This is a genomic window from Rhizobium sp. TH2 (genome assembly GCF_024707525.1).
GTDB lineage: Bacteria > Pseudomonadota > Alphaproteobacteria > Rhizobiales > Rhizobiaceae > Rhizobium_E.
The window spans coordinates 200,627-223,174 of sequence record NZ_CP062233.1 but is presented as its reverse complement, the minus strand read 5'-3'; the positions used below and the strand labels follow the sequence as shown (position 1 = coordinate 223,174).

Annotated in this window: 25 protein-coding genes and 1 pseudogene; 17 read left to right on the top strand and 9 right to left on the bottom strand. The window is 58.3% G+C overall.

Annotated features, from left to right (window positions below):
• Positions 1-338 precede the first annotated feature (338 nt).
• The gene (locus IHQ71_RS31345; protein ID WP_258163383.1) at positions 339-683 is read right to left on the bottom strand and encodes a MarR family transcriptional regulator; all 345 of its coding nucleotides are present in this window, start codon (positions 681-683) and stop codon (positions 339-341) included.
• 94 nt (positions 684-777) lie between these two features.
• Between IHQ71_RS31345 and IHQ71_RS31340 the strand changes: the two genes are divergently transcribed.
• The 12 genes from IHQ71_RS31340 to virB11 are packed head-to-tail and all read left to right on the top strand — an operon-like array spanning position 778 to position 10,864.
• A complete protein-coding gene (locus tag IHQ71_RS31340; RefSeq protein WP_258163382.1) occupies positions 778-1,299 on the top strand; it encodes a hypothetical protein in 522 nt (173 codons plus the stop codon).
• Positions 1,300-1,301: 2 nt separating this feature from the next.
• The gene (locus IHQ71_RS31335; protein ID WP_258163381.1) at positions 1,302-1,973 is read left to right on the top strand and encodes a lytic transglycosylase domain-containing protein; all 672 of its coding nucleotides are present in this window, start codon (positions 1,302-1,304) and stop codon (positions 1,971-1,973) included.
• Positions 1,970-2,269: a TrbC/VirB2 family protein gene (locus IHQ71_RS31330; protein ID WP_258163380.1), complete on the top strand. Its 300-nt coding sequence runs from the start codon at positions 1,970-1,972 to the stop codon at positions 2,267-2,269. Before IHQ71_RS31335 ends, IHQ71_RS31330 begins: the two co-directional genes overlap by 4 nt.
• A gap of 2 nt (positions 2,270-2,271) precedes the next feature.
• Positions 2,272-4,986, top strand: coding sequence for a VirB4 family type IV secretion/conjugal transfer ATPase (locus IHQ71_RS31325; protein WP_258163379.1), 2,715 nt, complete (start codon positions 2,272-2,274; stop codon positions 4,984-4,986).
• Positions 4,986-5,684, top strand: a complete 699-nt coding sequence (gene virB5 / locus IHQ71_RS31320) for a P-type DNA transfer protein VirB5 (protein WP_258163378.1) — start codon at positions 4,986-4,988, stop codon at positions 5,682-5,684. Before IHQ71_RS31325 ends, virB5 begins: the two co-directional genes overlap by 1 nt.
• Positions 5,681-5,914 carry an EexN family lipoprotein gene (locus IHQ71_RS31315; protein ID WP_258163377.1) on the top strand — a complete coding sequence of 78 codons (234 nt, stop codon included), beginning with the start codon at positions 5,681-5,683 and terminating at the stop codon, positions 5,912-5,914. Before virB5 ends, IHQ71_RS31315 begins: the two co-directional genes overlap by 4 nt.
• Positions 5,915-5,917: 3 nt before the next feature.
• Entirely contained in the window at positions 5,918-6,850 is a 933-nt protein-coding gene (locus IHQ71_RS31310; RefSeq protein ID WP_258163376.1) for a type IV secretion system protein, read from the top strand.
• Positions 6,851-6,889: 39 nt separating this feature from the next.
• On the top strand, positions 6,890-7,162 hold the full coding sequence (locus IHQ71_RS31305) for a hypothetical protein (protein WP_258163375.1): 273 nt from the start codon (positions 6,890-6,892) through the stop codon (positions 7,160-7,162).
• A gap of 5 nt (positions 7,163-7,167) precedes the next feature.
• The gene (locus tag IHQ71_RS31300; protein ID WP_258163374.1) at positions 7,168-7,839 is read left to right on the top strand and encodes a virB8 family protein; all 672 of its coding nucleotides are present in this window, start codon (positions 7,168-7,170) and stop codon (positions 7,837-7,839) included.
• Complete coding sequence (virB9, locus tag IHQ71_RS31295) at positions 7,836-8,690, top strand: P-type conjugative transfer protein VirB9 (RefSeq protein WP_258163373.1); 855 nt, start codon at positions 7,836-7,838, stop codon at positions 8,688-8,690. The genes IHQ71_RS31300 and virB9 overlap by 4 nt, the downstream gene beginning before the upstream one ends.
• Positions 8,691-8,699: 9 nt before the next feature.
• Entirely contained in the window at positions 8,700-9,866 is a 1,167-nt protein-coding gene (gene virB10 / locus IHQ71_RS31290; RefSeq protein ID WP_258163372.1) for a type IV secretion system protein VirB10, read from the top strand.
• A gap of 8 nt (positions 9,867-9,874) precedes the next feature.
• The gene (virB11, locus tag IHQ71_RS31285) at positions 9,875-10,864 is read left to right on the top strand and encodes a P-type DNA transfer ATPase VirB11 (protein ID WP_258163371.1); all 990 of its coding nucleotides are present in this window, start codon (positions 9,875-9,877) and stop codon (positions 10,862-10,864) included.
• Between the two features lie 634 nt (positions 10,865-11,498).
• On the opposite strand, the gene IHQ71_RS31280 is transcribed toward virB11, so the two are convergent.
• Positions 11,499-11,717: a hypothetical protein gene (locus tag IHQ71_RS31280; protein WP_258163370.1), complete on the bottom strand. Its 219-nt coding sequence runs from the start codon at positions 11,715-11,717 to the stop codon at positions 11,499-11,501.
• A 327-nt stretch (positions 11,718-12,044) separates the two neighbouring features.
• On the opposite strand from IHQ71_RS31280, the gene IHQ71_RS31275 reads away from it, so the two are divergent.
• Positions 12,045-12,251: a cold-shock protein gene (locus tag IHQ71_RS31275; RefSeq protein WP_068389465.1), complete on the top strand. Its 207-nt coding sequence runs from the start codon at positions 12,045-12,047 to the stop codon at positions 12,249-12,251.
• Positions 12,252-12,359: 108 nt separating this feature from the next.
• Positions 12,360-12,626 carry a hypothetical protein gene (locus IHQ71_RS31270; RefSeq protein WP_258163369.1) on the top strand — a complete coding sequence of 89 codons (267 nt, stop codon included), beginning with the start codon at positions 12,360-12,362 and terminating at the stop codon, positions 12,624-12,626.
• A 104-nt stretch (positions 12,627-12,730) separates the two neighbouring features.
• On the opposite strand, the gene IHQ71_RS31265 is transcribed toward IHQ71_RS31270, so the two are convergent.
• The 5 genes from IHQ71_RS31265 to IHQ71_RS31245 form a co-directional block, all read right to left on the bottom strand.
• Positions 12,731-13,090, bottom strand: coding sequence for a VOC family protein (locus tag IHQ71_RS31265; RefSeq protein WP_258163368.1), 360 nt, complete (start codon positions 13,088-13,090; stop codon positions 12,731-12,733).
• 118 nt (positions 13,091-13,208) lie between these two features.
• On the bottom strand, positions 13,209-14,141 hold the full coding sequence (locus tag IHQ71_RS31260; protein ID WP_258163367.1) for a recombinase family protein: 933 nt from the start codon (positions 14,139-14,141) through the stop codon (positions 13,209-13,211).
• Positions 14,142-14,433: 292 nt separating this feature from the next.
• Positions 14,434-14,652 (bottom strand): hypothetical protein, encoded by a 219-nt coding sequence (locus IHQ71_RS31255; RefSeq protein WP_258163366.1) that lies wholly within the window; start codon positions 14,650-14,652, stop codon positions 14,434-14,436.
• Positions 14,653-14,808: 156 nt separating this feature from the next.
• A complete protein-coding gene (locus IHQ71_RS31250) occupies positions 14,809-15,999 on the bottom strand; it encodes an amidohydrolase family protein (protein ID WP_258163365.1) in 1,191 nt (396 codons plus the stop codon).
• A gap of 31 nt (positions 16,000-16,030) precedes the next feature.
• Positions 16,031-16,777 (bottom strand): SDR family NAD(P)-dependent oxidoreductase, encoded by a 747-nt coding sequence (locus tag IHQ71_RS31245; protein ID WP_258163364.1) that lies wholly within the window; start codon positions 16,775-16,777, stop codon positions 16,031-16,033.
• A 178-nt stretch (positions 16,778-16,955) separates the two neighbouring features.
• Between IHQ71_RS31245 and IHQ71_RS31240 the strand changes: the two genes are divergently transcribed.
• Entirely contained in the window at positions 16,956-18,206 is a 1,251-nt protein-coding gene (locus IHQ71_RS31240; RefSeq protein WP_258163363.1) for a sensor domain-containing diguanylate cyclase, read from the top strand.
• Positions 18,207-18,219: 13 nt separating this feature from the next.
• Here the strand turns inward: IHQ71_RS31240 and IHQ71_RS31235 are convergent, their stop codons facing one another.
• Positions 18,220-18,378 carry a hypothetical protein gene (locus IHQ71_RS31235; protein WP_258163362.1) on the bottom strand — a complete coding sequence of 53 codons (159 nt, stop codon included), beginning with the start codon at positions 18,376-18,378 and terminating at the stop codon, positions 18,220-18,222.
• A 260-nt stretch (positions 18,379-18,638) separates the two neighbouring features.
• On the opposite strand from IHQ71_RS31235, the pseudogene IHQ71_RS31230 reads away from it, so the two are divergent.
• Together IHQ71_RS31230 and IHQ71_RS31225 are read left to right on the top strand one after the other, a co-directional pair.
• Positions 18,639-19,525, top strand: a pseudogene (locus IHQ71_RS31230) (hypothetical protein).
• Between the two features lie 507 nt (positions 19,526-20,032).
• The gene (locus IHQ71_RS31225; protein WP_258163361.1) at positions 20,033-21,268 is read left to right on the top strand and encodes a calcium-binding protein; all 1,236 of its coding nucleotides are present in this window, start codon (positions 20,033-20,035) and stop codon (positions 21,266-21,268) included.
• Positions 21,269-21,657: 389 nt separating this feature from the next.
• Here the strand turns inward: IHQ71_RS31225 and IHQ71_RS31220 are convergent, their stop codons facing one another.
• A complete protein-coding gene (locus IHQ71_RS31220) occupies positions 21,658-22,497 on the bottom strand; it encodes a DUF1206 domain-containing protein (RefSeq protein WP_258163360.1) in 840 nt (279 codons plus the stop codon).
• Positions 22,498-22,548: the final 51 nt, after the last annotated feature.

Here is a 22,548-nt window from a genome sequence, read left to right as displayed (position 1 = left end):
TTTCTGCGCCTGTTGGGATGACCTGCGGTATAATGCGGGCTCACCCCAAAAAGTCCGCAGGTCTAATAAGACGCGAATGCTGCGAGTCTGCAAGAGGTTTATCGTTAACAAAAGGTTAACGAAGCTCGTAGGCTAGCGACGCTCCTCGGTCTCGACCGTTCATATTGCAGTCAAAACAAGCGATTGCGGGTGTCGCCTACGTCCATGAACCTTCAAAAAAAAGAGTCTAAAGCCATGCTCCGGCACTGATACAACGCGGCGGCGTGGCTGGGCGACCGCGAAGCGACTCACTCAATGTGAGTTTCGTGCGGCCGCCACTTGCGGTTCATTAGCTGCGCTTAGCCGAGCCCCAATCTCTCAAAGATCTCCGGACAGAACTCGTACTGCCAAGCTGTTCCACGCCCTACCGAATTCTTCACGATCGTTTCCTGCAGGATGCCGCGGGCAACGAGCGGATCAATCGATTCTTTCACTGTGTTGCGCGTCATCCCCGTCACCGCCTTGATATTCGCGAGGGTTAGCGTCTCGCCCCGCTGGTGCATCATATAGAGCACCGTCATCATGCCTACCTGCTTCAGCCGCGACTGCGGCGTCTCTCCTTCGACAGGTTTGTCGAGAACCTCCTCCAGGGCGAGCACCAAGACCCGTTGGTTCTGCAATTCTGGTTTGTGCGTGCTTGCCATCGGTCAAACTATCAGATATTTGATAGTATAACGAGTCGCGATTTTGAGACCCAATGGCCTCCGAGTCGCGTCGCACCGGTGAAGGGTGGTGATCATGAACAAGTCTCTCGCAAAGGCATTCGTCGCTGCAGCCAGTCTAACGTTGTTCTCTTTCGTTTTCGATAGCAAAGCGCGCGCCGACGACTGGGGATGCCAGGTTATCCTATGCCTTTCCAACCCGGGCGGACCGACGCAGTTTGCTGAATGCCGTCCTCCCATCGAAAAGCTGTGGAGCGAACTGGCAAAAGGGCATTCTTTCCCGAGCTGCAGCGGCGCGGGATTCCAGATGTCCCGGCCTGGATATGAACCCTACTACTGCGACGAGGGCCATCGGCTGACGGTTCGTTACGGCGACCATGGACAGGAGGCGAGCTGCGACTCTACGACTCCGCAGACTGTTTCAGACACCGAATGCTACTCTGACGGACGCAATTCGGGATTTTCTTCCAATTGGAGCTGGAACGGCAACGAACGTCAATGCCAGCGCTACGTGACCGTGCAACCTCATGTCCGCTCCCAACCGCGCTACGTCGATGTAACGATCGATGGGATCGGCCGCCAACGGGTGTGGTACTGAGCATGCCCGTCGTCTTCGTCGATCTCGCACAGACCTGCGCGCCTCTTGTTGCCGCAGAAACCTTGGCAGGCGTGGTGAGCCTCGATAGCCGCTTCGCCCCCTACAACATTCGCATCAACAGCGGTGCGCCGCTCGCCAGGCAGCCGAAGTCAAAGGCTGAGGCGATCGAGGTTGCGACGACACTCGCCGCGGAGCATCAGGACATTCAGCTCGGACTCGGCGGTGTGGGGACAGACGAGCTTCGGAAGCTGAAGCTGTCGATCTCCGACGCATTCGATCCGTGCCTGAACCTTCAGGCAACCGCCACGCTGCTCGATGGATACTATCGGCTCGCAATCAAGGCTGGCGCCGATCCGAAGCGGGCCGAGCAAGTGATGCTGCAATCCTACTACGGCCGGGACGATCCCTCCGTTGGCGCCATGGTCAAATACGACGAGCAGGTCCGCCAGGAAATCAAGCGGCTGGGTAAAACCCTCACAACGCTGACGATCGACAGTGGCGAGCAGGAGAGGGGGCCAAACGAGGCGAAGGCCGTCGATGTCGCGGTCGAAGCCGAGGGTGACAATCCGCCTGTCGATCAAACGGCGTCCGCGCCGGCCTGGGATGTCTTCAATTCGCGGCGGCAGTCCTCCGTCCTCGTATTTCAAAACAGTCAAATGGAGCAAAGTGAATGACTTTTGGTTGCCGTATCCGCCCGATCGCCGCCTCCAGCCTGATGGCCGCCGCCATCGTGGCCATCCTGGTCGAACCAGCTTTCGCGCAGGCGGCCGGCATCGAGACCGTGTTGCAGAACATCGTCGACATGCTGACCGGCAATATCGCCAAGCTGCTCGCCGTCATCGCGGTGATCGTGATCTGCATCGCGTGGATGTTCGGCTACATGGATCTGAGAAGGGCAGGTTTCTGGATCATCGGCATCGGCGGCATCTTCGGCGCGACCGAACTCGTCAACACCATCGTCGGAAGCTGACGATGGCAAACGTGCGGTCGACACTCGAGGAAGATACCCTCTTTATCGCCTGCACCCGGCCGGCGATGATCGCGGGGGTGACGATGGAAGCCATGGGCGTGAACATCATGCTCACGACCATTTTGTACATTGTCGCCGGTTCAATCGCCTACGCCCTCGTCGGCGTCGTCTTCCATCTTATTTTCCGTGCGCTCGTCAAGCACGATCACAACATGTTCCGCATCCTGCTGGCCTGGGTGGAAACGCGTGGCCGGTCACGCAACAGCTTCTATTGGGGCGGGGCAACCCTGTCGCCGCTCAGGCTGGGCCGTCGTTACAACGAAGGGATCTCGCCATTGCCTAGCATTGCGACACTCAAAGCTCGAGAGCTCGGACCGGAGACCTTCATCCCTTATGTGCGTCACGTCGATCCGTCGACGATCGCGATGAACTCGCGCACGCTGATGGTGATGGTCGCACTCGAAGGCGTCTCGTTCGAGACGGCAGACGAACTTGATCTGAACGCGCTGCATCGCGACCTCAACACGCTCTACCGGAACATTGCCGATGAGCGGCTTGCCTTGTGGACCCATCTCATTCGCCGCCGGGACTGCGACTACCCCGACGGAACCTTTGCAACGGCGTTCTCGTCTGCGCTCAACGACAAATACCGCGCGCGCATGGTGCGCGAGGATCTGTTCCGCAACGACCTCTTTCTGACGATCCTCTGGTCGCCGGCAAGCGATCCGGCCGACAAAGCAGCCAAGCTCATGTCACGGCTGCGACGGGCGCGTCGGGCGAATGTCGAAGTCGACGAGGAAGCGCTTAAGCAGCTTCGGGACAAGGTGGTTGACGTCAACGCCGCACTAAGCCGCTTCGAACCCCGCGTCCTGTCCCTCTACGAACGCGATGGCGTCATCTTCTCGCAACCGAGCGAGGTGCTGCATCAGCTCGTCGGCGGTAGGCGGGAGCCAATTCCATTGACCGAGGGACCCATCGCCTCGGCGATCTACTCGGACCGCGTCATCGTCGGCCGCGAAACGATCGAAATCCGGCACGAGGCGACGAGCCGCTATGCTGGTATGTTGAGCTTCAAGGAATATCCGGCTCGCACCAGGACCGGCATGCTCGACGACGTGCTCACCAGTCCCTTTGAGCTCATCCTGTCGCAATCCTTCTCCTTCGTCTCGAAGGCCGACGCGCGCACCATCATGGGCCGCAAGCAGAACCAGATGGTCAGCAGTGGCGACAAGGCGGCTTCTCAGATTGAGGAACTTGATGATGCGATGGATGATCTGGAGTCCAACCGGTTCGTGCTCGGCGAACACCATTTAACGCTGTCCGTCCTTGCCCCCTCGGTGAAGGAACTGACCGACAATCTCGCCAAGGCACGTGCCAGCCTGACCAACGGTGGCGCAGTGGTCGCTCGCGAGGATCTCGGCCTTGAGGCGGCGTGGTGGGCGCAGTTGCCCGGCAACTTCCGCTACCGCGCCCGCTCCGGCGCGATTACATCGCGGAACTTCGCCGCTCTGTCGCCCTTCCACTCCTATCCGATAGGACAGAAGGACGGCAATGAATGGGGTCCCGCCGTCGCTCTTCTCAAGACGGCTTCGGGCTCGCCATACTACTTCAATTTCCACTATGGCGATCTCGGCAACACCTTTGTTTGCGGACCTTCGGGTGCCGGCAAGACGGTGCTGCTCAACTTCATGCTGTCGCAGCTCGAAAAACACGATCCGCATGTGGTGTTCTTCGACAAGGACAGGGGCGCCGATCTCTATGTCCGCGCCGCAGGCGGCACTTATCTGCCCCTCAAGAACGGCATCCCGACTGGCTGCGCCCCTTTGAAGGCGCTCGACCTTACTCCGGATAACAAGGTGTTCCTGACCCGCTGGGTTGGCAAGCTCGTCGGATCGTCGTCTCGCCAACTGACGGTTACCGAACTCCGCGACATTGCTGCCGCGATCGACGGCCTCGCCGACCTTCCGGTGAACGGCCGCACGATCGGCGCACTCAGGACCTTCCTCAACAACACGGATCCGGAAGGCATTGCCGCAAGGCTGCGGCGCTGGGAGAGGGGAGGCCCGCTTGGCTGGGTCTTCGACAACGTCATCGAGGACATCGGCCTCGGTGAATTTAGCCTCAGTGGCAAGTTCGTCGGTTATGACATGACCGATTTTCTCGACAACGAGGAGATCCGCACGCCGCTGATGGCCTACCTCTTCCATCGCGTCGAGCAACTGATCGACGGCCGACGCATCATCATTGTCATAGACGAGTTCTGGAAAGCGCTCCAGGACGAAGGGTTTCGCGATCTCGCCCAGAACAAGCTCAAGACGATCCGTAAGCAGAACGGTCTGATGCTGTTTGCGACACAGAGCCCGCGCGACGCGATCGTCTCGCCGATCGCGCACACGATCATCGAGCAATGCCCAACGCAAATTTTCCTGCCGAATTCGCGCGGCGATCGCGGCGACTATATCGACGGTTTCAAGCTGACGGAGCGCGAATATGAGCTGATCGCGCGCGAACTCTCGGTCGAGAGCCGGAGGTTCGTCCTCAAGCAAGGTCACAACAGCGTCGTCACCGAACTGAACCTCAACGGTTTCGACGACGAACTTGCCGTACTTTCCGGCCGAACCGCAAATGTGGAGCTCGCCGACGCGGTCCGTGCAGAGGTCGGTGACCGGCGTGAAGACTGGCTTCCGATTTTTCATCAAAGAAGGAGTGTGAGCTGATGACCGGATATCAACTTTCGCGGGCGGCACTGGCCACGATCCTGATCCTTTCGGCGGGCGGTGCTGCAGGACAGGGAATTCCCGTCATCGACCAGACCGCAATCGCCAAGCAGATCGAAAGCATCGTGCAACTAAAGGCGCAGCTCGATGCCCTGAACCAACAGATCGAACAGGCGCAACAGCTTTATGGTTCGCTGAACAAGCTGACCAACATGGCTGAAGTCGCCAGCGTGCTCAACGATCCGGATGTCCGCCAGGCGCTACCGCCGGATTTTGCGGCAATCGAAAGCTTGCTCAAGGGGCAGAGCACCGACACTTTTGGTGACTCGGCGTCAAATTTCCTTGAGAACAATTCGACCTATCGCACCAGCGCCGACGATTTCTACGCCCAGGAACTGACCCGCATCCAGAACCAGAATGCCGGCCAGATGACCCTCGGCCAGCAGATTTATGACACAGCGACCAAGCGTATCTCTGGCATCGACCAACTGCGTCAGCAGATCTCCACGGCCAGTGACGCCAAGGATGTCGCCGATCTGCAGGCACGCCTTCAGGCCGAAACGGCCTTCCTGCAGAACGATGTGCTCAGGATGGAAGGGCTGAAAATGGTGCAGCAGGCGCAGGTACAAGTGGATGACCAACGCAAGGCTGAGGACTGGCGCCAGCGCATGGACGCGATGAAGGCCGCCCTGCAATGAGACAGCTTGCCCTCTATCTCGCCTTACTGGTTCTATCGGGTTGCTCGGAACAGCCCGAGGTGTCCTATACCGTCGACGAGCTCGTGGCGGACAAAAACCTGCTCTCCGAGCTGATCGACAAATGCCGCAACAATCCCGGCGAGCTTCGCAACACCGCAAACTGCAGAAATGCGGAGGCTGCCGACGGCAAGCTTCGTCTCGAGCAAATGCGGCAATCGCTGGGAGGTTGAGCGATGTACCAGGTGTTCAGCTTCGTCGACGGGCAGTTCAGGACGCCTTTGGAGACATTCATCTCCACGGGGACCTCGAACATCGCCGGCTGGGTTACCGGGCCCTTGACGGCGGCAATCACCCTGTATGTCGTCCTTTACGGCTACCTCGTGCTCCGTGGCTCGGTCCAGGAACCGATCCTCGATTTTGCATTCCGGGCGATCAAGCTCGCCATCATCGTCATGCTGGTCAAGAATTCCAGCGAATATCAGACCTATGTCACGAACATCTTCTTCAACACGCTGCCGCAGGAAATTTCCCAGGCGTTGAATTCTGGCTCGGCGCCCAGCGCCTCGACCTTTGACAGCCTGCTCGACAAGGGCCAGGCATCGGCCACCGATATCTGGTCGCGCGCGGCCTGGCCGGTCGATATCGTCACTGGCGTCGGCGGTATGATGGTGATTGGTGCGAGCTTCATCGTGGCTGCGATCGGTTACATCGTTTCACTCTATGCACGGCTGGCACTGGCGATCGTACTTGCCATCGGCCCGATTTTCGTGGCGCTCGCCATGTTCCAATCAACCCGGCGTTTCACCGAGGCCTGGATCGGCCAGCTCGCAAACTTCGTGATCCTACAGGTCCTTGTCGTCGCGGTCGGCTCGCTGCTGATCACCTCGATCGACACGACCTTTACTCAGATCCAGGGCTATAGCGACGTTCTCATGCGGCCGATCGCGCTTTGCGCGATCTGCCTGGCCGCCCTCTACGTGTTCTACCAACTGCCTGGCATCGCTGCGGCACTTGCCGCCGGCGGCGCGTCGTTGACCTATGGTTATGGCGCGGCGCGCGATGCCCATGAAAGCACGCTTTCCTGGGCCGCTTCTCATGGCGCCCGCGCTGCTGGACGCGGCATCCGTGCCGTCGGGCAGACATTCAGATCGAGAGGCTCCAGCTAGCAGCCACGCTCGCATCATCAATAGGAAGGCTTACCTCGCATGATCAAGACAGTTTCGCTGCTGTTCATCGCAGCTACACTGAGCGGCTGTGCATCGCTCACATACCCCTTGCCCAAATGTGACGGCTACACGCGTCGGCCGCTCAATCGCGCGATGTGGCAGTGGGAAGAAAACAGCAATCTGACGCAGAAGCGTGCTGATGCGAGGTTGACGACAGCCGGCCAACTGGCGGCGTCTTATGTCGAGGAAAAGGATCCGGCCGCCTTTGCTCACTTCGATAGTGCCCGCTCTTATCGTCGTTGCGAGGCGTGAGCGAGATGATCACAAGAGACGATCTCAAAAGCTATTTCGACAAGGCGCGGCGTTTCGATCAGGATCGTATGCTCCAGGTGGAGCGGTCGAACCGCATTGCCTGGTCGATCGCCATTGTCGCCAGCATAGTCGCCGGCGCTTCGATCTTCGCAATTGCAGGACTGACCCCGCTAAAGACTGTCGAGCCCTTTGTCGTGCGGGTCGATAATTCAACCGGCATCGTCGATGTTGTTTCGGCGTTGACGTCGAGTGCCGGAACCTACGATGAAGCCGTCACCAAATACTTCGCCGCGAAATACGTTCGCGCCCGCGAGGGCTACGTTTGGAGCGAGGCCGAACAAAATTTCCGGACGGTCGCCCTGTTGTCGACGCAAGCTGAACAGACCCGGTTCGCGGCAATCTATCGCGGCAGTAATCCGGATTCCCCGCAAAACATTTATGGACGTAGCGCGATCGCGCGCATCAACATCGCCTCGATCTCGCTGATCAATTCGAAAGTGGTTTCCGTCCGCTATATCCGGAAAATAACCCGTGGCGACGAAGTCCGAACAACCCATTGGGTCGCAACGATCACCTTTTCCTATGCAAACGCACCGATGTCTTCGACCGACCGGCTGGTGAACCCCCTCGGATTTGCCGTCAGCGAATATCGGGCCGATCCGGAGGCGATCAATTGAAACGAACCGTTGCTCTTCTCATCTTGCTGTCCGCCTTGCCATCAACAGTTCCTGCCCTTGAGATTCCAAGAGGTGCGAGCCAGGACAGCCGGGTCCGCTTTGTCAGCTATCAACCCTATAACATCACCAGGATCGTCGGCTCTTTGCGCTCGTCCGTGCAGGTCGAATTCGCGGCCGACGAGGAGATCGCCCATGTAGCGCTCGGCAACAGTGTCGCATGGGAGGTCGCTCCTGCCGGCAATATCCTGTTTCTCAAGCCACGCGAAAACCAGCCAGTGACCAATATCTCGGTCGTCACATCGCGCCGGGACGGATCGACGCGCAGCTACCAGATGGAGTTAACGGTGCGCGATGGATCTGTCGCCACCGGTCAGAACACCTATTTCTACGTCAAGTACCGCTATCCGGCCGATGAAGCCGAGCTCCGGCGTCAGCAGGCCGCCGCCAAGGCGCTGGCAAGGCAGGCAAAGAATGCTGACAACGTCCTTGGACTGCATGAAGCTTACGGACCACGGAACTGGCACTATTCGGCACAGGGGTCGCAGGCGCTCGAACCGCAAGCGGTTTACGACAACGGGAAGGTCACAACCTTCGCCTTTGTCGGCAATCAGGAAATGCCGGCGATCTATATCGAGAACTCGGATGGCAGCGAAGCCCTCGTTCCGAAATCCGTCGACGGCAATCTGGTCCTGGTGCACGCGATCAGCCGGAAGTTCATTCTTCGCCGGGGCGGGGACGTGCTCTGCGTCTTCAACGAAGCTTATGATCGGGTTGGCATCAATCCCGACACCAACACCACGTCCCCGTCAGTCGAACGAATCGACAAGACCAATCCCGACGCGGCTCAGTAGGAGATGGCCATGGTTGAGCAAGACGATAACCGCATACCAGGCGAGAGAGCCGAGACGGTCGCGGGCAGAAGGATCGACAACAATCCCATTCTAAAGCGGGGCGCCGTGGCACTGGCCGTCATGGCATTCGTCGGCTTCGCTTTGTGGTCGATGAGCGGCGAGAAAGCGCAGACTGTTCAGCCTGAAAAGGTTGTCATTCGCCAAACCAACGACTTCGAGCCTGCCAAGGAAAAGGTCGAACCGGTCAGGGCATTACCCCTGATGAAACTGCCAGCGCCAGCGGTCACGGAAAAAGTCAAGGCCGAGGAGGATCCATTGCTTGACGCCGCGAGGCGCGCACCCGTGATTGCTTTCAACGGGCAGAAGACCCCGACGAAGCGCGATGGCGACAAGACCGCAACGTCGCAGGATAAGCCGTTCGTTCCCATGGACGGTAACCTAGCGAGCATGAATGCCCAGGCCAACAGCGAGGAACAAAAATTCAACGGCTTGTTGAGGCCCACACAGCTCGAGGGTTCGCGTGCCGGGACGCTGGGAAATCGCGACTTTGTCGTCGCGATGGGCACCTCCATTCCTTGCATTTTGGAAACGGCACTGTCTTCAGACCAGCCTGGCTTTACGAGTTGCGTCATCAATCGCGACGTCCTCTCCGATAACGGCCGTGTGGTGCTGATGGAAAAAGGCACGCAGGTTGTCGGCGAATATCGGGGTGGACTGCAGCGCGGACAAAAGCGGCTGTTCGTTCTGTGGAACCGGGCCAAAACTCCGACGGGCGTGATTGTCACGCTGGCATCCCCCGCCACCGACGCTTTGGGCCGGGCCGGCGTCGATGGTTATGTCGACACCCATTGGTGGGAGCGCTTCGGCAGCGCAATCCTGTTGTCAATCGTCGGAGACGCAACGAGCTATGCAAGCAGCCAGATGCAGGAGAGCAATGTCGAAGCCCAGAACACCACCACGGCAGGTCAGCAGGCGGCGGCGATCGCTGTCGAGCAATCGATCAACATCCCTCCCACACTTCTTAAGCACCAGGGCGAGCTCGTCTCGATTTTCGTGGCGCGCGATCTCGATTTTTCCGGCGTCTACAGCCTTCGGGTGACAGAACCGAATAGCAAGATCTATGACCGGGCCGTGCTCGGCGACTTCAGCCCGCGGCCAAAGCTGGTTACGAAATAGAGCGGGAGATGACGGAGGGCCCTGACGCGGCAGTCGTGCGTGAGCTGCTAGCACCGTTTTCGCCGTTCTTAAAGGACACGACGCTCTATGAAGTCATCGTAAATCGGCCTGGGCAGGTGCTGACGGAGGGTGCCGGTGGGTGGCGGACCCACGATCTACCGGCGCTTTCCTTCGAAAAGCTGATGCGCCTTGCCCGGGCCGTAGCCAGCTTCTCCCATCAGCGCATTGATGAGACACGGCCAATCCTGTCGGCCACGCTCCCGGGCGATGAACGGATCCAGATCGTCATTCCACCGGCAATTACCAGGAACACGGTCAGTATCACCATCCGAAAGCCGCCCTCGGTAACCTTCACGCTGGAGGACCTCGAGGAGAAGGCGTTTTTCTCCGAGACCCGATCAGTCAACGAAGGCAGCTCGACGCCTGATCAGGGATTGATGGCCCTCTACCGTACCGGCCGTTACATGGATTTTCTGCGAGAAGCCGTTATTGCCCGGAAGAATATCATCATCTCAGGTGCCACCGGATCGGCGAAGACGACGCTCTCGAAAGCGCTGATCAAGCACATTCCGGTGCACGAGCGCATAATTTCGATAGAGGACACACCCGAACTCGAAATTCCGCAGCCCAACCACGTTCGGCTGTTCTACTCGAAAGGCGCACAAGGAATTTCGGCTGTGGGGCCGAAAGACCTACTGGAATCGTGCCTTCGAATGCGGCCGGACCGCATTCTGCTGCAGGAATTGCGGGATGGCACGGCCTTCTATTACGTCCGCAATGTCAACTCTGGTCACCCAGGATCGATCACCACCGTTCATGCCGATTCCACCGAGTTCGCCTTCCAGCAGTTGACGCTTCTCGTGAAAGAATCCGACGGCGGGCGCAATCTGGACCGCGAAGACATCGACAGATTGCTGAGAATATCTATCGACGTCATTGTTCAGTGCAAGCGAATAGACGGGCGGTTTCGAGCTACAGAAATTTACTTTCGAACCTGAATTCGCGCCAGCAGTACACAGGCTGGGAGGGTCGGTCAGCGTCGCCGCGGTTCTCGATGGCCATCGTTTCGATAGGGGGCTCGTCGGTCATTTACGATTTCTTCTCGGATGGCGGTGTAGCTATGTGGTCGCGCGTTGAGTTTTGCGTACGCGCATTTCCCATCATGTCATCCGAGTGTAACCGGAAGCCAGAGGCCGTTCAGTTGACGTAAGACCACATGGTGATCACGAGCGGCACAGCCAAGCCAACGGTCACCGCAACTGTGAGCCGCATCAGCTGTGTACGGCGTGTGCGCTGACCATCCCAATCATAGACCATGGCATCCTCCAGGGGCTAATCAAGCAAATGGGAACAGATGAGTCAATCGGCGGCGTAGGTTTCCGCCTAAGGCTTGCTCCAGTGCAGTTGGTTTCGGTTTCAGCGGTTTTGCATAATCGCTTTGTCTGCGCGGGCGCGATGTTCATAAAGCTCTTGAAAATGGTGCAGCGCAGCATTACACTGTTCTCGTAGCCGATCACCTCCTCCCGATCGGCTGCGGCGACCAGCGGCACTCCTCCTCCCAGCCGCCTGGTCATAATCAGAGCTCGGTGCACCTCCTCCCGCACCGGGCTCCTTTTCAATCCAACTTATGCATCAGATGTTTTCGTTGGCCGCGCTGTTCGTCAGGCTGTCCAGATGGACCTGACGCTCGGCGAGCTGGGCCTGCAGGCGCGCGAGGAACTTCTCCGCGAGCGCCGTGGGCTCGCCGAGCCGCTGCAGTTCGGCAAGGACGCGTTCCTGATGGACGATGGCGCGGTAGAGCTCCGAAACCTGGCTGTGCAGAGCCACGATGTCGTCCGTGCTCAAGAACATCTCAGATCCCTCCACATGCTCGTTTCAACGCGCGTTGAGGATAACGATTGGCTTGCGACATTTTGAAGACGTCGGGGCCTTCGACGTGCCCGTCTCGCGCCGAGACAAGTGCGAAGCGTTGCAAGGAGGCTGCTGGCGTGCCTCTTGTTTCAGGCAGTTCGTCGCTGGAAAGGGGGGCTGCCAATGCGGACGCGTATCATGGGGCGTCTCGAGTGCGGATGACGTGGGTCGACCTGGGTTGCATCCCGTGGGAAATCGCAGCATGGTGCCGGCCTGCAAACGACAGTGCCGCACGGGGTAGCACTGCAGGACACTGGGAAGACAAGAATGGCCACTGGTACCGTCAAATGGTTCAATGCAACGAAGGGCTTTGGCTTCATCCAACCGGATGACGGCAGCACCGATGTCTTCGTGCATATTTCCGCTGTCGAGCGGGCCGGAATGCGCGGCCTCAACGATGGCCAGAAGATCAGCTATGAACTGGTCAAGGACCGCAAGTCCGGCAAGATGTCGGCTGACAATCTGCAGGCTTAAGCGCAATTCCAAGACCGGAGCGAGAAATGCCGGGCCTCACAGTCCGCGCTGGTCCGCAGCGTGTGGACGGCATCTCAGAGCCCAGGAATCATCAAGCCGGAGTCGATTGTGGAAACCAACCAGCACGGCCACCTTGTCCTGGAATGCATGCAGTTGTTGGATATGGAGGCTGGGGACCGCATCAGCGTTGACGATCTGGCGGAATATGCGTTTGGCAAAGGCGTGGGATTGGACGAGCTGGAAAACGCCATCATCCATGCCAGCTCAAACGGATGGATTCATACGACGGACGACCAGGTCTATCTCACCGCCGGCGGATACAAGCTCCTCAACCCTGCCAACGATAACTCTCAAACGATCATTCTGCCGAATTGACGCTACCGCTGTGCGTGAGCCGGGATGCGCAAGAATTCGCCAGCAAAATCGAGCGTTCAGAATGCTCGAGTGCTCGTCGTCTGAAGCAGCTTGTCCAGGCGCCGTCAGGCTGGCGGGAAGGACCGGGAGGGTGGCGTGGCGAGGGTGATCACGTTGCCGTCAGGATCGCGTACCTGCGCCAACGTCGAGTAATCACCTTTGATATCGTCCCCGAGTTCAATCCCCAGGGCCTGGAGCCTGCGGCGCTCGGCTGCAACGTCGTTGACGTAAAGGAACATCACGCCCCGGCCGGCGATTTCGTCGTCGGTGGAAAGCGCCAGCCCGGCGTGGTCGAAGAGCTCCCACTGCACCAGCGTGTCCATCGGACGGTTGTCTGGGCGACGGCCGAGCAGCTTCGTATACCAGCCTTCGGCTGCTGCGAGGTCGGCGGTGAGCAATGCGGTGTAGATCTTTTGCAGGTTCATTTGTTTTCCTCCGGCCCGTATTAGCGATGAACGCCTGCCCGACCGGCGGGTTCCCCTGACCTCTGGGACGGCGCTCAAAGCGGCAACAACGCGACGCAGAACCGTGTGCTTGGCCGTCTCATGAACCAGGCATTGGACCGGATGTCACAAGACCGAGCTGACGGGCCCGATCGAGCAAGGCCTTGACCGAAGAGGCTTGCCATTTGCGTCCGCCGCGTGGTGGCCGCTCGTGCATACGCTCCAGCTGCTGGCCGATTTCGATGAGGGTCAGATCGGGATCGGCGATGGCAATGCCCGCGACAAGGGTCATCAGCCGGTGCTCCGGCGGCCGCTTTGGCGATCGCTTGATCAAGGATGCTTCCGCGAGGCGTTCGCCAACCAGATGATGGACGGCGCGCCGCAGCCGCTCGACCGTCCAGTCATGACCCTTCCGGTTGAGGATGCGCACGACGTCGTCCCAGCTATGCTGCGGCCGCAGCCGGCGCACCGTCGGCAACCAGGTCTGCGCGGATGTGATCAGTTCCTCGAGATAAGCACGCTTTCGTGCCGCAGCGACGGCCCGGACCGCCTCGGGCCGCCGCTCCCGCAGTCCGGGATTTCCGGCCAGTCGCCCGCGCGCTTTTGCGGCCTTCATCCCGGCCTTGGTGCGTTCGGCGATCAGGGTGCGCTCGAGCTGAGCGACGGCACCGAGTACCTGCAGCGAAAACATCCCCTGGGGCGTGGATGTATCGATGGGGTCGCGCAGCGAACGAAAATGCACACCGCGCTTGTCGAGATGCTCGATGACCTCGAGGAGATGGCTGACGGATCGGGCCAGGCGGTCGAGGCGAACGACAACGAGGACATCACCGGCGCCGAGGTCGCGCATGAGCTTGGCGAGCACGGGCCGCGTGCGCGAGGCGCCCGATCCGTGCTCCTCGTGAACGACGGCGCAGCCGGCGCCCTTGAGTTCGTCGACCTGGGCGTCATTGAGCTGATCCTCAGTCGAAACCCGGGCATAGCCGACCAGGCGGCGGAGCGACGGTGAAGAGAGCGGATATGATGCTGACATGGGTCGATTCTGACCCAGTTTTTACAATTACGCAATGTGTGAGAAAAGGAACCTTTGGACACGTGTTTTATTGATCGATTTGCAGATTTTTACAGCGTGATCGAGACCTTCGGAGGTAGTCGTGGACGCGGGGGAGGTCAAAATCGCGCGCATGGGCTTCTCTGTCCGCAAGCCCGCAATTCCGGGCTTTCAAGGGAAGGCATATGAAAAGCAACGGATTGGCCGTGTCAGGTCCTCTCGGTTCGAGTGACATGTTGGTAAAGGGGATGGCGTACACCTGCTCGTTCCCGCGTCAGGTGTCATCATCACCTCCGGCTTCGGTCAGCCGATCCAGGTGTTGCTGTCGCTCGGAAAGACGGGCTCGCAATCGGCCCAGGAACTTCTCTGCCAGCGCCGTGGGTTCGCCAAGCCGCTGCAATTCGGCAAAAACGCGTTCCTGCTGGCCGATGGCCCGCTGAAGCTCTGAGATTTGGCTGTGCAATGAAATGATATCGCCCGCGTCCAGAAACATTGGTCAGTTTCCATAATGGAAAATCGAACGTACTGGTTAACACGGAAGACCGATTTTGAAAGCCCGGAATGCAAAAGCGTCAGACAGTCTAAATCCGGTTTCCTTCGCTGGCCGGCTGCACTTATAGGCTGGTCTGGTTCGTCGCGGTACCAGAAGTTACCCAGCCCCCGGTATAAGCTCTCCGTCGATGATCACCTGCTCGACCGTTATATCAGGCGTGAGGACGACCAGATCCGCCGACTTTCCCAGTGCAATGCTGCCAACATCTCCAAATATGCCGGTAAGCCGGGCCGGGGTGGCCGTTGCCATCTGGATCACTTTGGGCAAATCCGCGCCCACCGCATTGGCCATGTTGCGAACCATGGTCGCCATGCCGCACATCGAGCTTGCGAGACTGCCATCGGCGGCGCGGACAGTGGCTCCATTGCTATAGACGAGAACACCATCGTCTGCGGAGCCAAATCTGTAGGCCCCGGGCGGGCAATCAAGAGCCCGGTTCGCGTCAGTGACCAGGCACGTTCGCTTATGACCAATGACCTTGAAGGCGAAACGAAGCAGATCGTCGCTCAGATGTTCGCCGTCCGCGATCACTTCCGTGCTCATCTGATCGTTCGCTATCACGAACTGTTCCATGCCTGCTTGCATGGGCGTCCCGAAGCGCCCTCGCAGTGAAGAAACCGAACTCATCGCACACCAGAAATGGTCTACATGCCGCATCCCACGGTCAAATGCTTGTTCCAGCTCGCTCCAGGCGGCATTCGAATGACCGCAGGTAATCAGGCAGTCGTGCAGGGCAGCGAATTCGAAAAACTCCAATGCGCCGGGCAATTCCGAGGCGCAGGTTGCTATCCTGACGATTGGTTTGGAGAGGAAGTGTTCGTATTCATGCCTGACTGGATCGCGCCGGCCTTCCGGAGGATGACACCCGACCTTGTCCTTGGCAAAATAGGGTCCGTAGAAATGGACGCCCGCGATCTTCGAACCATCCTGTATCGACCATGTTCGCTGCACCTCCTCGCAGCTTGTGATCATGCGCTCAAGCTGAGAAAATGAGCCAGTCGTCGTCGTCGGGAATATCGAGGTGGTCCCGTGCTGAGCGTGGGCGCGATTGACCGTTCTCACAGCGTCTGGTGAACCATCCATGTAGTCGGCACCGGCTCCGCCGTGCACGTGAATATCGATGAAGCCCGGCGAAATAAACCGGCCGGTGTAGTCCATCATTCCTGGGATAGACGCGCCGCGCTCGTCGATCGCAACAATGCGACCGTTCTCGCATGTGATAGTCGCGTTTTCGAGAACTTGATCTTCGAGGATCAGGTTGCCCTTAAAGGCTTTCGCTTCAGTCATTTGATTCCACGGAGGTTTGTTTGATGAGTGCTCAGTCCTTCATCTCCTGAATGATATTGCCGCCGTCGACGACAAGGACGGTCCCGGTTATATAGCTAGCCTCGGGCGACGCCAGGAACGCCACGGCTGCGGCGACCTCCTCGGGCCTGCCCGGCCTTCCGACCGGTGTGCGATTTCCAGCAATGAGCTCTGCCTCGCTCGAGCTGCCGGTGGCAATCCAACCCGGAGCCACTGCATTGACTGTGACCCCCTGGCCGGCGACTTCGAGTGCCAGGCTTTTTGTTAACCCAACCAGTCCCGCCTTGGCGGTCGAATAGGCGGTTTCACCCGGATAAGACACGAACGGCCCGGTTACAGACGCGATGTTGACGATCCGCCCGTAGCGGCGCTCGATCATGCCAGGCAAGAACGCCTGCGTCAGATGGAACGTCGTATCCAAATTTCGCGACAGGCTCTGCTGCCAAGCGATGTGCGTCATTTGCAGGAACGAGGAGGATTTTGACGGCGATCCGATGGAGGTCATGCCGGCATTGTTGATGAGCACATCAGCAACCCCGACGGTTTTCCGGAAGGCCTCCGTGCTATCGAGGTTGGTGAGGTCCGCGACAAACGCCGAGACATGACCGCCTGCCACTTGTAATTCTTTCGCCCGGTCAAATACCCGCTCCGTCGTCGAGGTTATGACGACCGTGAGGCCTGCATTGGATAGAGCACGGGCAATTGCAAAACCTATCCCGTTCTGAGATCCAGCCCCGCTTACAACCGCCACTCTGGGCATTATTTTTCTCCGTCATGTCAAGGGCAGGAACTCCGACATCCGCATCTGCCGGGAGACGTTCGGAACTTCCATCCCCTGTTCGCTTGCTACAGAACTACCAGACCGGCATGGTCCTTGGGCGTCTAATCCAAATTTAATTTTTCAACTCCATGATCGAGCAAATGGATGGTGGTTTGAAATGAATACAGTACGGACTTTCGGAAGATCGACAGCGGAGCGCGCTCAGCGCGAACGGGAACGCCTCGAGGCACTCGATCAATTCGATCTGTTGGACGCCCCGAGGGATGCGAGCTTCGACCGCATCGTTCGGCTGATCAAGGAGGTATTTTCGGTCGATATAGGGATCGTCTCCGTCATCGACGCACATCGACAATGGTATCAAGCCTGTGTTGGTCTGCCGAATGCCGAAGTTCCACGTGAAGAAACCTTCTGCCAGCTAATCGTTGAATCCGAAGAGCCGCTAATAGTCCAGGACGCGACGAAGGATGCCAGGTTTGCGAACAACCCCATGGTCACCGGGGAGGCCCATATCCGCTTTTATGCTGGCGTGCCGCTCAAGACCCGAGAAGGATTCATCCTGGGAACCGTCTGTGCCATCGACCGTAGACCGAAATCGTTTGGGGCAAGGGATCTGACCATTCTTCAGGAGCTCGCTGGATTGGCGATGGATCGGATCGAGCTCCTGCAGTCGGCGGCGACCGACGGTTTGACGGGTGTTCTTACGCGAAGAGCCTTCAAGTCGGAAGCCGAGAAATTGATTGCCCAGGCCCTCCGACATCAACACGACCTCTCTTGTCTCGTGCTGGATGTCGATCATTTCAAGCGCGTCAATGACAGTTTCGGTCATGCTGCAGGCGACGACGTCCTCAAAGCCGAGAGTGCCGCTTGCAAGGCTACGCTTAGGGCAGGGGATCTGATTGGCCGGCTGGGCGGCGAGGAGTTCGCCATATTGCTCCCTCATGTCGATAGAGCCGCAGCGGCAGCTGTCGCCGAGAAATTACGGATCGCTATTGCCGATGTCGTTGTGAGCGGCGACTTCGGCAGCGTCAGCGTTACCGCCAGCATCGGAACGACCAACCTGTCGATCGTCAGCCGTGACATCGATACGCTGGTCGCGCAGGCAGACGCAGCAATGTATTCGGCCAAGAACGGTGGACGAAATTGCTGCATGTCATGGCATAATTTGCAGGGAGCAAGCGGAGGGGAGCGGCGCCGGGTGCTGAAGAGCGGGTCGATCCTGTTCAACGACAGGCGCTCGACAATCGACTGCACCGTCAAATCGCTCGGTAGTGATGGCGCCGGACTGGTTCTTTCCAACACCTCGGCCGTTCCGGCGGAGTTTGACCTGGTGATCCGTGGGGAAGGCTTCGAAACGCGTTGCCGTGTGATTGCCCAGGACCGGCAGAATGTCGAAGTGGCTTTCGCGTAAAGGCTGGCGCTCTCTACTCTTTCACGAGGCGCATTCGACGCAAACGCATCGTTTTTTCGAGCCGCTCCTTTCGCTCCTTCTCCTTGATCTCTGCAAACGCTCGATCCGTTTCTGCCCTGCGATTTTCGCGGGTTTGCTCAGTGCTGGGTTCTCTTGATTTTTCTTCGGTCATAGCACCCTCACTCGGAACTGCTTATCTAATGCGATAGGCAAGTCGCGGTTCCGGCCCCCGAGAATCCTTGTGTAGTAAGCCGAAGATGCGGATCATCTGCCCGAGGCTGGAACTTCCACGATCCGAGTGAGTTCATGAGACAATTATTTTCATATTCTCGAGGAGGCTCCGATGGGTCGCGGTATGTTGCTCTGGCTACTGGGAATTCCGATCCCGATTATTATCATTCTTGCCCTCATATTCTGAACAGGACCTTCGAGATGACTGAAACTATTTCCCCCACTGTTGTCGACGCCCCGATTGAATCCTCGACATCGGCCGTGAGTTGGGCGCCCATTCTGGCAGGCGCTTTTGTGGCCACTGTCGTTACTCTCATATTGATGCTCGTGGGTGCAGGGCTTGGACTGACTTTGGTCTCCCCCTGGTCCGGTGAAAGTAGTTCTGCGACCACCGTCACCGTTTATGCAGCGATATGGCTCGTTATCGTACAATGGGTTTCATCAGGCGTGGGTGGATACCTCACCGGTCGTCTGCGCGCCAAGTGGGTCGGTGTTCACACTGACGAGGTCACCTTCCGCGATACTACCCATGGTCTTCTCGCGTGGGCGGTCGCAACGGTCGTAGTTGTCATGTTCCTCGGCTCCACGGTCTCATCGATTGTCAGCGGTGCCACGTCGGCACGACTGGTGCCGCAGCGGTCACTGCCGCTTCGGAAGATGGCCCAGATCTTTCGACATCGTACTTCACGGATGCACTGCTGAGGCCAAGCACGACAGCGACCACTGCCAATCCGGCTGCCGCAACCAATGAAGCTGCGGCGAGCGAGCTCTCGCGCATACTGATGCAAAGCGCCGTAGCAGGTGAAATGTCGCCGGAAGATCGAGCCTACGTAGATCAACTCGTGGCAACCCGCACCGGTCTGACGGCGGATCAGGCCAAGGCCCGGGTCGATGCGGTATTAAAGCAGGTTGATGACGCTAAGGTCGCGGCACAGGAGGCCGCCGATACAGCCCGCAAAGCTGCGGCTACCGGCTCGATGCTTACTGCTCTCTCAATGCTGATTGGCGCGTTGATCGCTTCTATATCAGCGGCGCTAGGTGGCAAAGGCCGTGACGAAGACGATGACGTGTATCGTCGCACCGTATAGCTCTATTTGGACTTAGGTTGCTGCGGCACCCTGATCCCTAAGCGAACTTTGCCGGTCCCTGTGGCCGGCTTTTTTCTGGCAATGAGCCAACAGCGGTTACACTCAATGTTCCGGCACCTGCGCAGGTTGGGCATTATCGTCACCGCCAATTCGACTGTCGGCATGCGACGGAGGCCCTGCAATGATGATGATTATAAGTTCGCGTGCGCCGTTTTGATTTCACGGCGCTCGTGCACCCTTCCCGCCGCCACCGCCGTCGGATGGCAGGAAGAAGAGTTGAAGGTGAATTCAGCCTGGGAGACTGCGGTCCTCCGCTCATTGTTGGCTTTAGGGGCCATCCAATCTCGGGAGACGTTTCATACTGAGCCACCGAAGCGCTTCAGGGATGCGTTGCCATACAATGCAGTTCCCTATGGAACCCTTCCGAGTCCGTTCCTGTTGTAGCGTCCAGCCCAACGGTGGCAATCAAGCCATTCCCGTAAGGGTAAAACTTGGAGGAAACACAGGATGCCTACTCAGAACTCGGATCTTGCTACGACGTGGCTCGTCAATACGGACAACGACACTTGGACATTGACGAAAGGGGCCACGATTACGACTGATCAAGAACCTGGCGTGTTCGTCGATGACGACTTCACCGGCAACACAATCAGGCTGCTTGGCGACGTCGTTACGACCGGCTTTGCTCAGGTGGCCGTGCAAATTCAGGGCGACAACAACAAACTGCGCGTTGGACCTGACTCGCTCATTGACGGTTCCGCAGTCAATGTCGGGGTAGACATCAGCGGCTTGAACACGACGGTTACGAATGAAGGTGTCATCAAGGGCATCAACTCCGCAGTGTCCGGCTATATCGGCACCACGCTGCACAATAGTGGCAGGATCGACGGTGGTTGGTCGGTGTATTCCCAGTTCGATGACTTCACTGTCGACAACAGCGGCAAAATCATCGGTGGAGATTATGGCGTGCGCGCAGAGGGGGACAATTCCGTCGTCGAAAATCTCAAGGGCGGTACGATCAAGGCTGAAACTGCCGTCGGCTTCTTCGACAGTGAGCACGCCACGCTGACCAATGCAGGCAAGATCCTCGGAGACATCTCCGGGGGCACCGGTGAAACCTCGATCATCAACAAGGGCATCATCGTCGGCGACATTTCACTTGGCGATGGCGTGGATCGGTTCGACACCCGCAAGGGCACAATCGACGGTCAGATAGATGGTGGCGACAGTGGCGACACCTTCCTGGTGGGCGACAAATCGATCAATATTGTTGAACTCGAAAGTGGCACCGGAATGGACAATGTCCGCTCAACGGTAAGCTTCACTCTTGCCGATAACCTCGAAACGCTGACGCTGCTCACCAAAAAGGACATTGATGCCACGGGTAACAGCGCCGGCAATGTGCTGCGCGGCAATTCGGGCGACAACATCCTTCGGGGTCTGCACGGTGACGACAGCCTCGATGGCGGACGCGGAAATGACCTGCTGATCGGCGGCACCGGCGAAGACGTGTTCGAATTTGACGTCAAGACTGGCCACGACGTGATCAAAGGCTTTGAGAACGGCTCGGACCTGATCCTGTCCGACTTCGTAGGTAGCGAAGAAGACTTCAACGATCTGGTTGCAAACCACCTCAAGGTAAAGGGTGATGACCTGTTGATCACTTATGGGGATGACACGTTACTGATCAGGGACATGGCAAAAGCTGATCTTGACTCAGGTGACTTCATAATGGGTATTTAGCATCGGCTGAAGGTCTAAGGCCTGGGCCCAGTTAAATGGGTCCAGGCTTGCTGTATCACTGCTCTGCGGGCAGTTTCGGTGAGCGGGGTTGGGCACGTGACTAAGCATCCTCGGGCAGCTGAGATCGATAACACCTGACGATCCAGGAGATCGCTACTCCTTCACCGAGGCGCATCATTTTCCGAGTTTGGCGGCGGAACAACGTTGATCGTCGGCGTTCCTGCTTCAGTTGCTCGATAGATCGGTGAATAGTGATGACATACGGACAGAGCACAGTGTTCCTGGCGTTGATCGTCTTCGTGGCGATGGCGGCTGCGTTAATGCTGACAGGATAGTTGTGAAGCGCTAATCGTTTCCGATTAAACGGCAGTGCGCGAAGCCCGACGTTGCTATCCATGACTCACCAAATCAGCAGACTTCTTGGCGGCGACCGCAATCTCCTGCGGCACACGCGGTTCGCGGACCAGGCGATAGCGGGCCTGGACCACGTTAAAAGCGCCAAAGGAAGCTAGACCCAGTGCCACCACTGAGTAGAGCAGAGCGCCGAACGGCAGGTTCCGGATCCAATTGAGCGCATCCACCACGCTACCCGCCTGTTCCGGGGCAACCTTGAAAGCGGCGTAGCTGAAAAAACAACCGACAATTACAAACAATAAGCCACGGGCGCTCAGTCCATAAACGCAAATCCATGTAGTCAGCCGGTTCGCCTTGGCCTCTTGGTCGATATATTGCTCATACTTGCGCAAAACGCCTTTCGCGATCGTTACAATGCCACCAATGATGAAGCCCAGCCCAATCACCGCCGCGAGATACTTGCCAAAAGGCTGTGACATGGCCCAGGCGGCCAGTCCCTTCTCAGCTCCTCCATCATTTTCACCTGCCAATCCAAGCGCCCGCTCGGCTGCGAACCAGGCTAGCCCGACATATGCGAGCGCACTACCGAACAACGCGGCGCGAATTGCAAAGCCTTTCGCCTTTGGCGGATGTCGATCCGCGTTGCCGAGAGATTGTGCAAGCCTCCACCCGACGAATCCCATGAGGCCGAGCGCTATGAAGCCGACCCATATCCGACCGAAGGGCTGCTGAGGAATTGCGCCCAAGGCTGATTTCGTGTCCGATGTCCCGCGGGATAGTCCTGAGACCAAGGCGAGCCCACCGACAGCGAAGAAGACGGCTGCGCGGGCACAATATCCAGCGCGAGCGATCAATTGAAAAGCCGACGTGTTCATGTTTCCTCACCGTTCGGTGTAGCTCTGGCGATTGGCCAACGACCAGCATGG

Excerpts from the sequence above, each read along its gene's own strand:
- IHQ71_RS31240 (WP_258163363.1), top strand. The coding sequence starts at position 16,956 with ATGAATACAGTACGGACTTTCGGAAGATCGACAGCGGAGCGCGCTCAG.
- IHQ71_RS31300 (WP_258163374.1), top strand. The coding sequence starts at position 7,168 with ATGATCACAAGAGACGATCTCAAAAGCTATTTCGACAAGGCGCGGCGT.
- IHQ71_RS31275 (WP_068389465.1), top strand. The coding sequence starts at position 12,045 with ATGGCCACTGGTACCGTCAAATGGTTCAATGCAACGAAGGGCTTTGGC.
- IHQ71_RS31225 (WP_258163361.1), top strand. The coding sequence starts at position 20,033 with ATGCCTACTCAGAACTCGGATCTTGCTACGACGTGGCTCGTCAATACG.
- IHQ71_RS31260 (WP_258163367.1), bottom strand. The coding sequence starts at position 14,141 with ATGTCAGCATCATATCCGCTCTCTTCACCGTCGCTCCGCCGCCTGGTC.
- virB10 (WP_258163372.1), top strand. The coding sequence starts at position 8,700 with ATGGTTGAGCAAGACGATAACCGCATACCAGGCGAGAGAGCCGAGACG.
- IHQ71_RS31220 (WP_258163360.1), bottom strand. The coding sequence starts at position 22,497 with ATGAACACGTCGGCTTTTCAATTGATCGCTCGCGCTGGATATTGTGCC.
- IHQ71_RS31315 (WP_258163377.1), top strand. The coding sequence starts at position 5,681 with ATGAGACAGCTTGCCCTCTATCTCGCCTTACTGGTTCTATCGGGTTGC.
- IHQ71_RS31280 (WP_258163370.1), bottom strand. The coding sequence starts at position 11,717 with ATGTTCTTGAGCACGGACGACATCGTGGCTCTGCACAGCCAGGTTTCG.
- IHQ71_RS31265 (WP_258163368.1), bottom strand. The coding sequence starts at position 13,090 with ATGAACCTGCAAAAGATCTACACCGCATTGCTCACCGCCGACCTCGCA.
- IHQ71_RS31250 (WP_258163365.1), bottom strand. The coding sequence starts at position 15,999 with ATGACTGAAGCGAAAGCCTTTAAGGGCAACCTGATCCTCGAAGATCAA.
- IHQ71_RS31330 (WP_258163380.1), top strand. The coding sequence starts at position 1,970 with ATGACTTTTGGTTGCCGTATCCGCCCGATCGCCGCCTCCAGCCTGATG.
- IHQ71_RS31310 (WP_258163376.1), top strand. The coding sequence starts at position 5,918 with ATGTACCAGGTGTTCAGCTTCGTCGACGGGCAGTTCAGGACGCCTTTG.
- virB11 (WP_258163371.1), top strand. The coding sequence starts at position 9,875 with ATGACGGAGGGCCCTGACGCGGCAGTCGTGCGTGAGCTGCTAGCACCG.
- IHQ71_RS31340 (WP_258163382.1), top strand. The coding sequence starts at position 778 with ATGAACAAGTCTCTCGCAAAGGCATTCGTCGCTGCAGCCAGTCTAACG.
- IHQ71_RS31235 (WP_258163362.1), bottom strand. The coding sequence starts at position 18,378 with ATGACCGAAGAAAAATCAAGAGAACCCAGCACTGAGCAAACCCGCGAA.
- IHQ71_RS31345 (WP_258163383.1), bottom strand. The coding sequence starts at position 683 with ATGGCAAGCACGCACAAACCAGAATTGCAGAACCAACGGGTCTTGGTG.
- IHQ71_RS31245 (WP_258163364.1), bottom strand. The coding sequence starts at position 16,777 with ATGCCCAGAGTGGCGGTTGTAAGCGGGGCTGGATCTCAGAACGGGATA.
- virB5 (WP_258163378.1), top strand. The coding sequence starts at position 4,986 with ATGACCGGATATCAACTTTCGCGGGCGGCACTGGCCACGATCCTGATC.
- IHQ71_RS31255 (WP_258163366.1), bottom strand. The coding sequence starts at position 14,652 with ATGTTTCTGGACGCGGGCGATATCATTTCATTGCACAGCCAAATCTCA.
- IHQ71_RS31305 (WP_258163375.1), top strand. The coding sequence starts at position 6,890 with ATGATCAAGACAGTTTCGCTGCTGTTCATCGCAGCTACACTGAGCGGC.
- IHQ71_RS31335 (WP_258163381.1), top strand. The coding sequence starts at position 1,302 with ATGCCCGTCGTCTTCGTCGATCTCGCACAGACCTGCGCGCCTCTTGTT.
- IHQ71_RS31325 (WP_258163379.1), top strand. The coding sequence starts at position 2,272 with ATGGCAAACGTGCGGTCGACACTCGAGGAAGATACCCTCTTTATCGCC.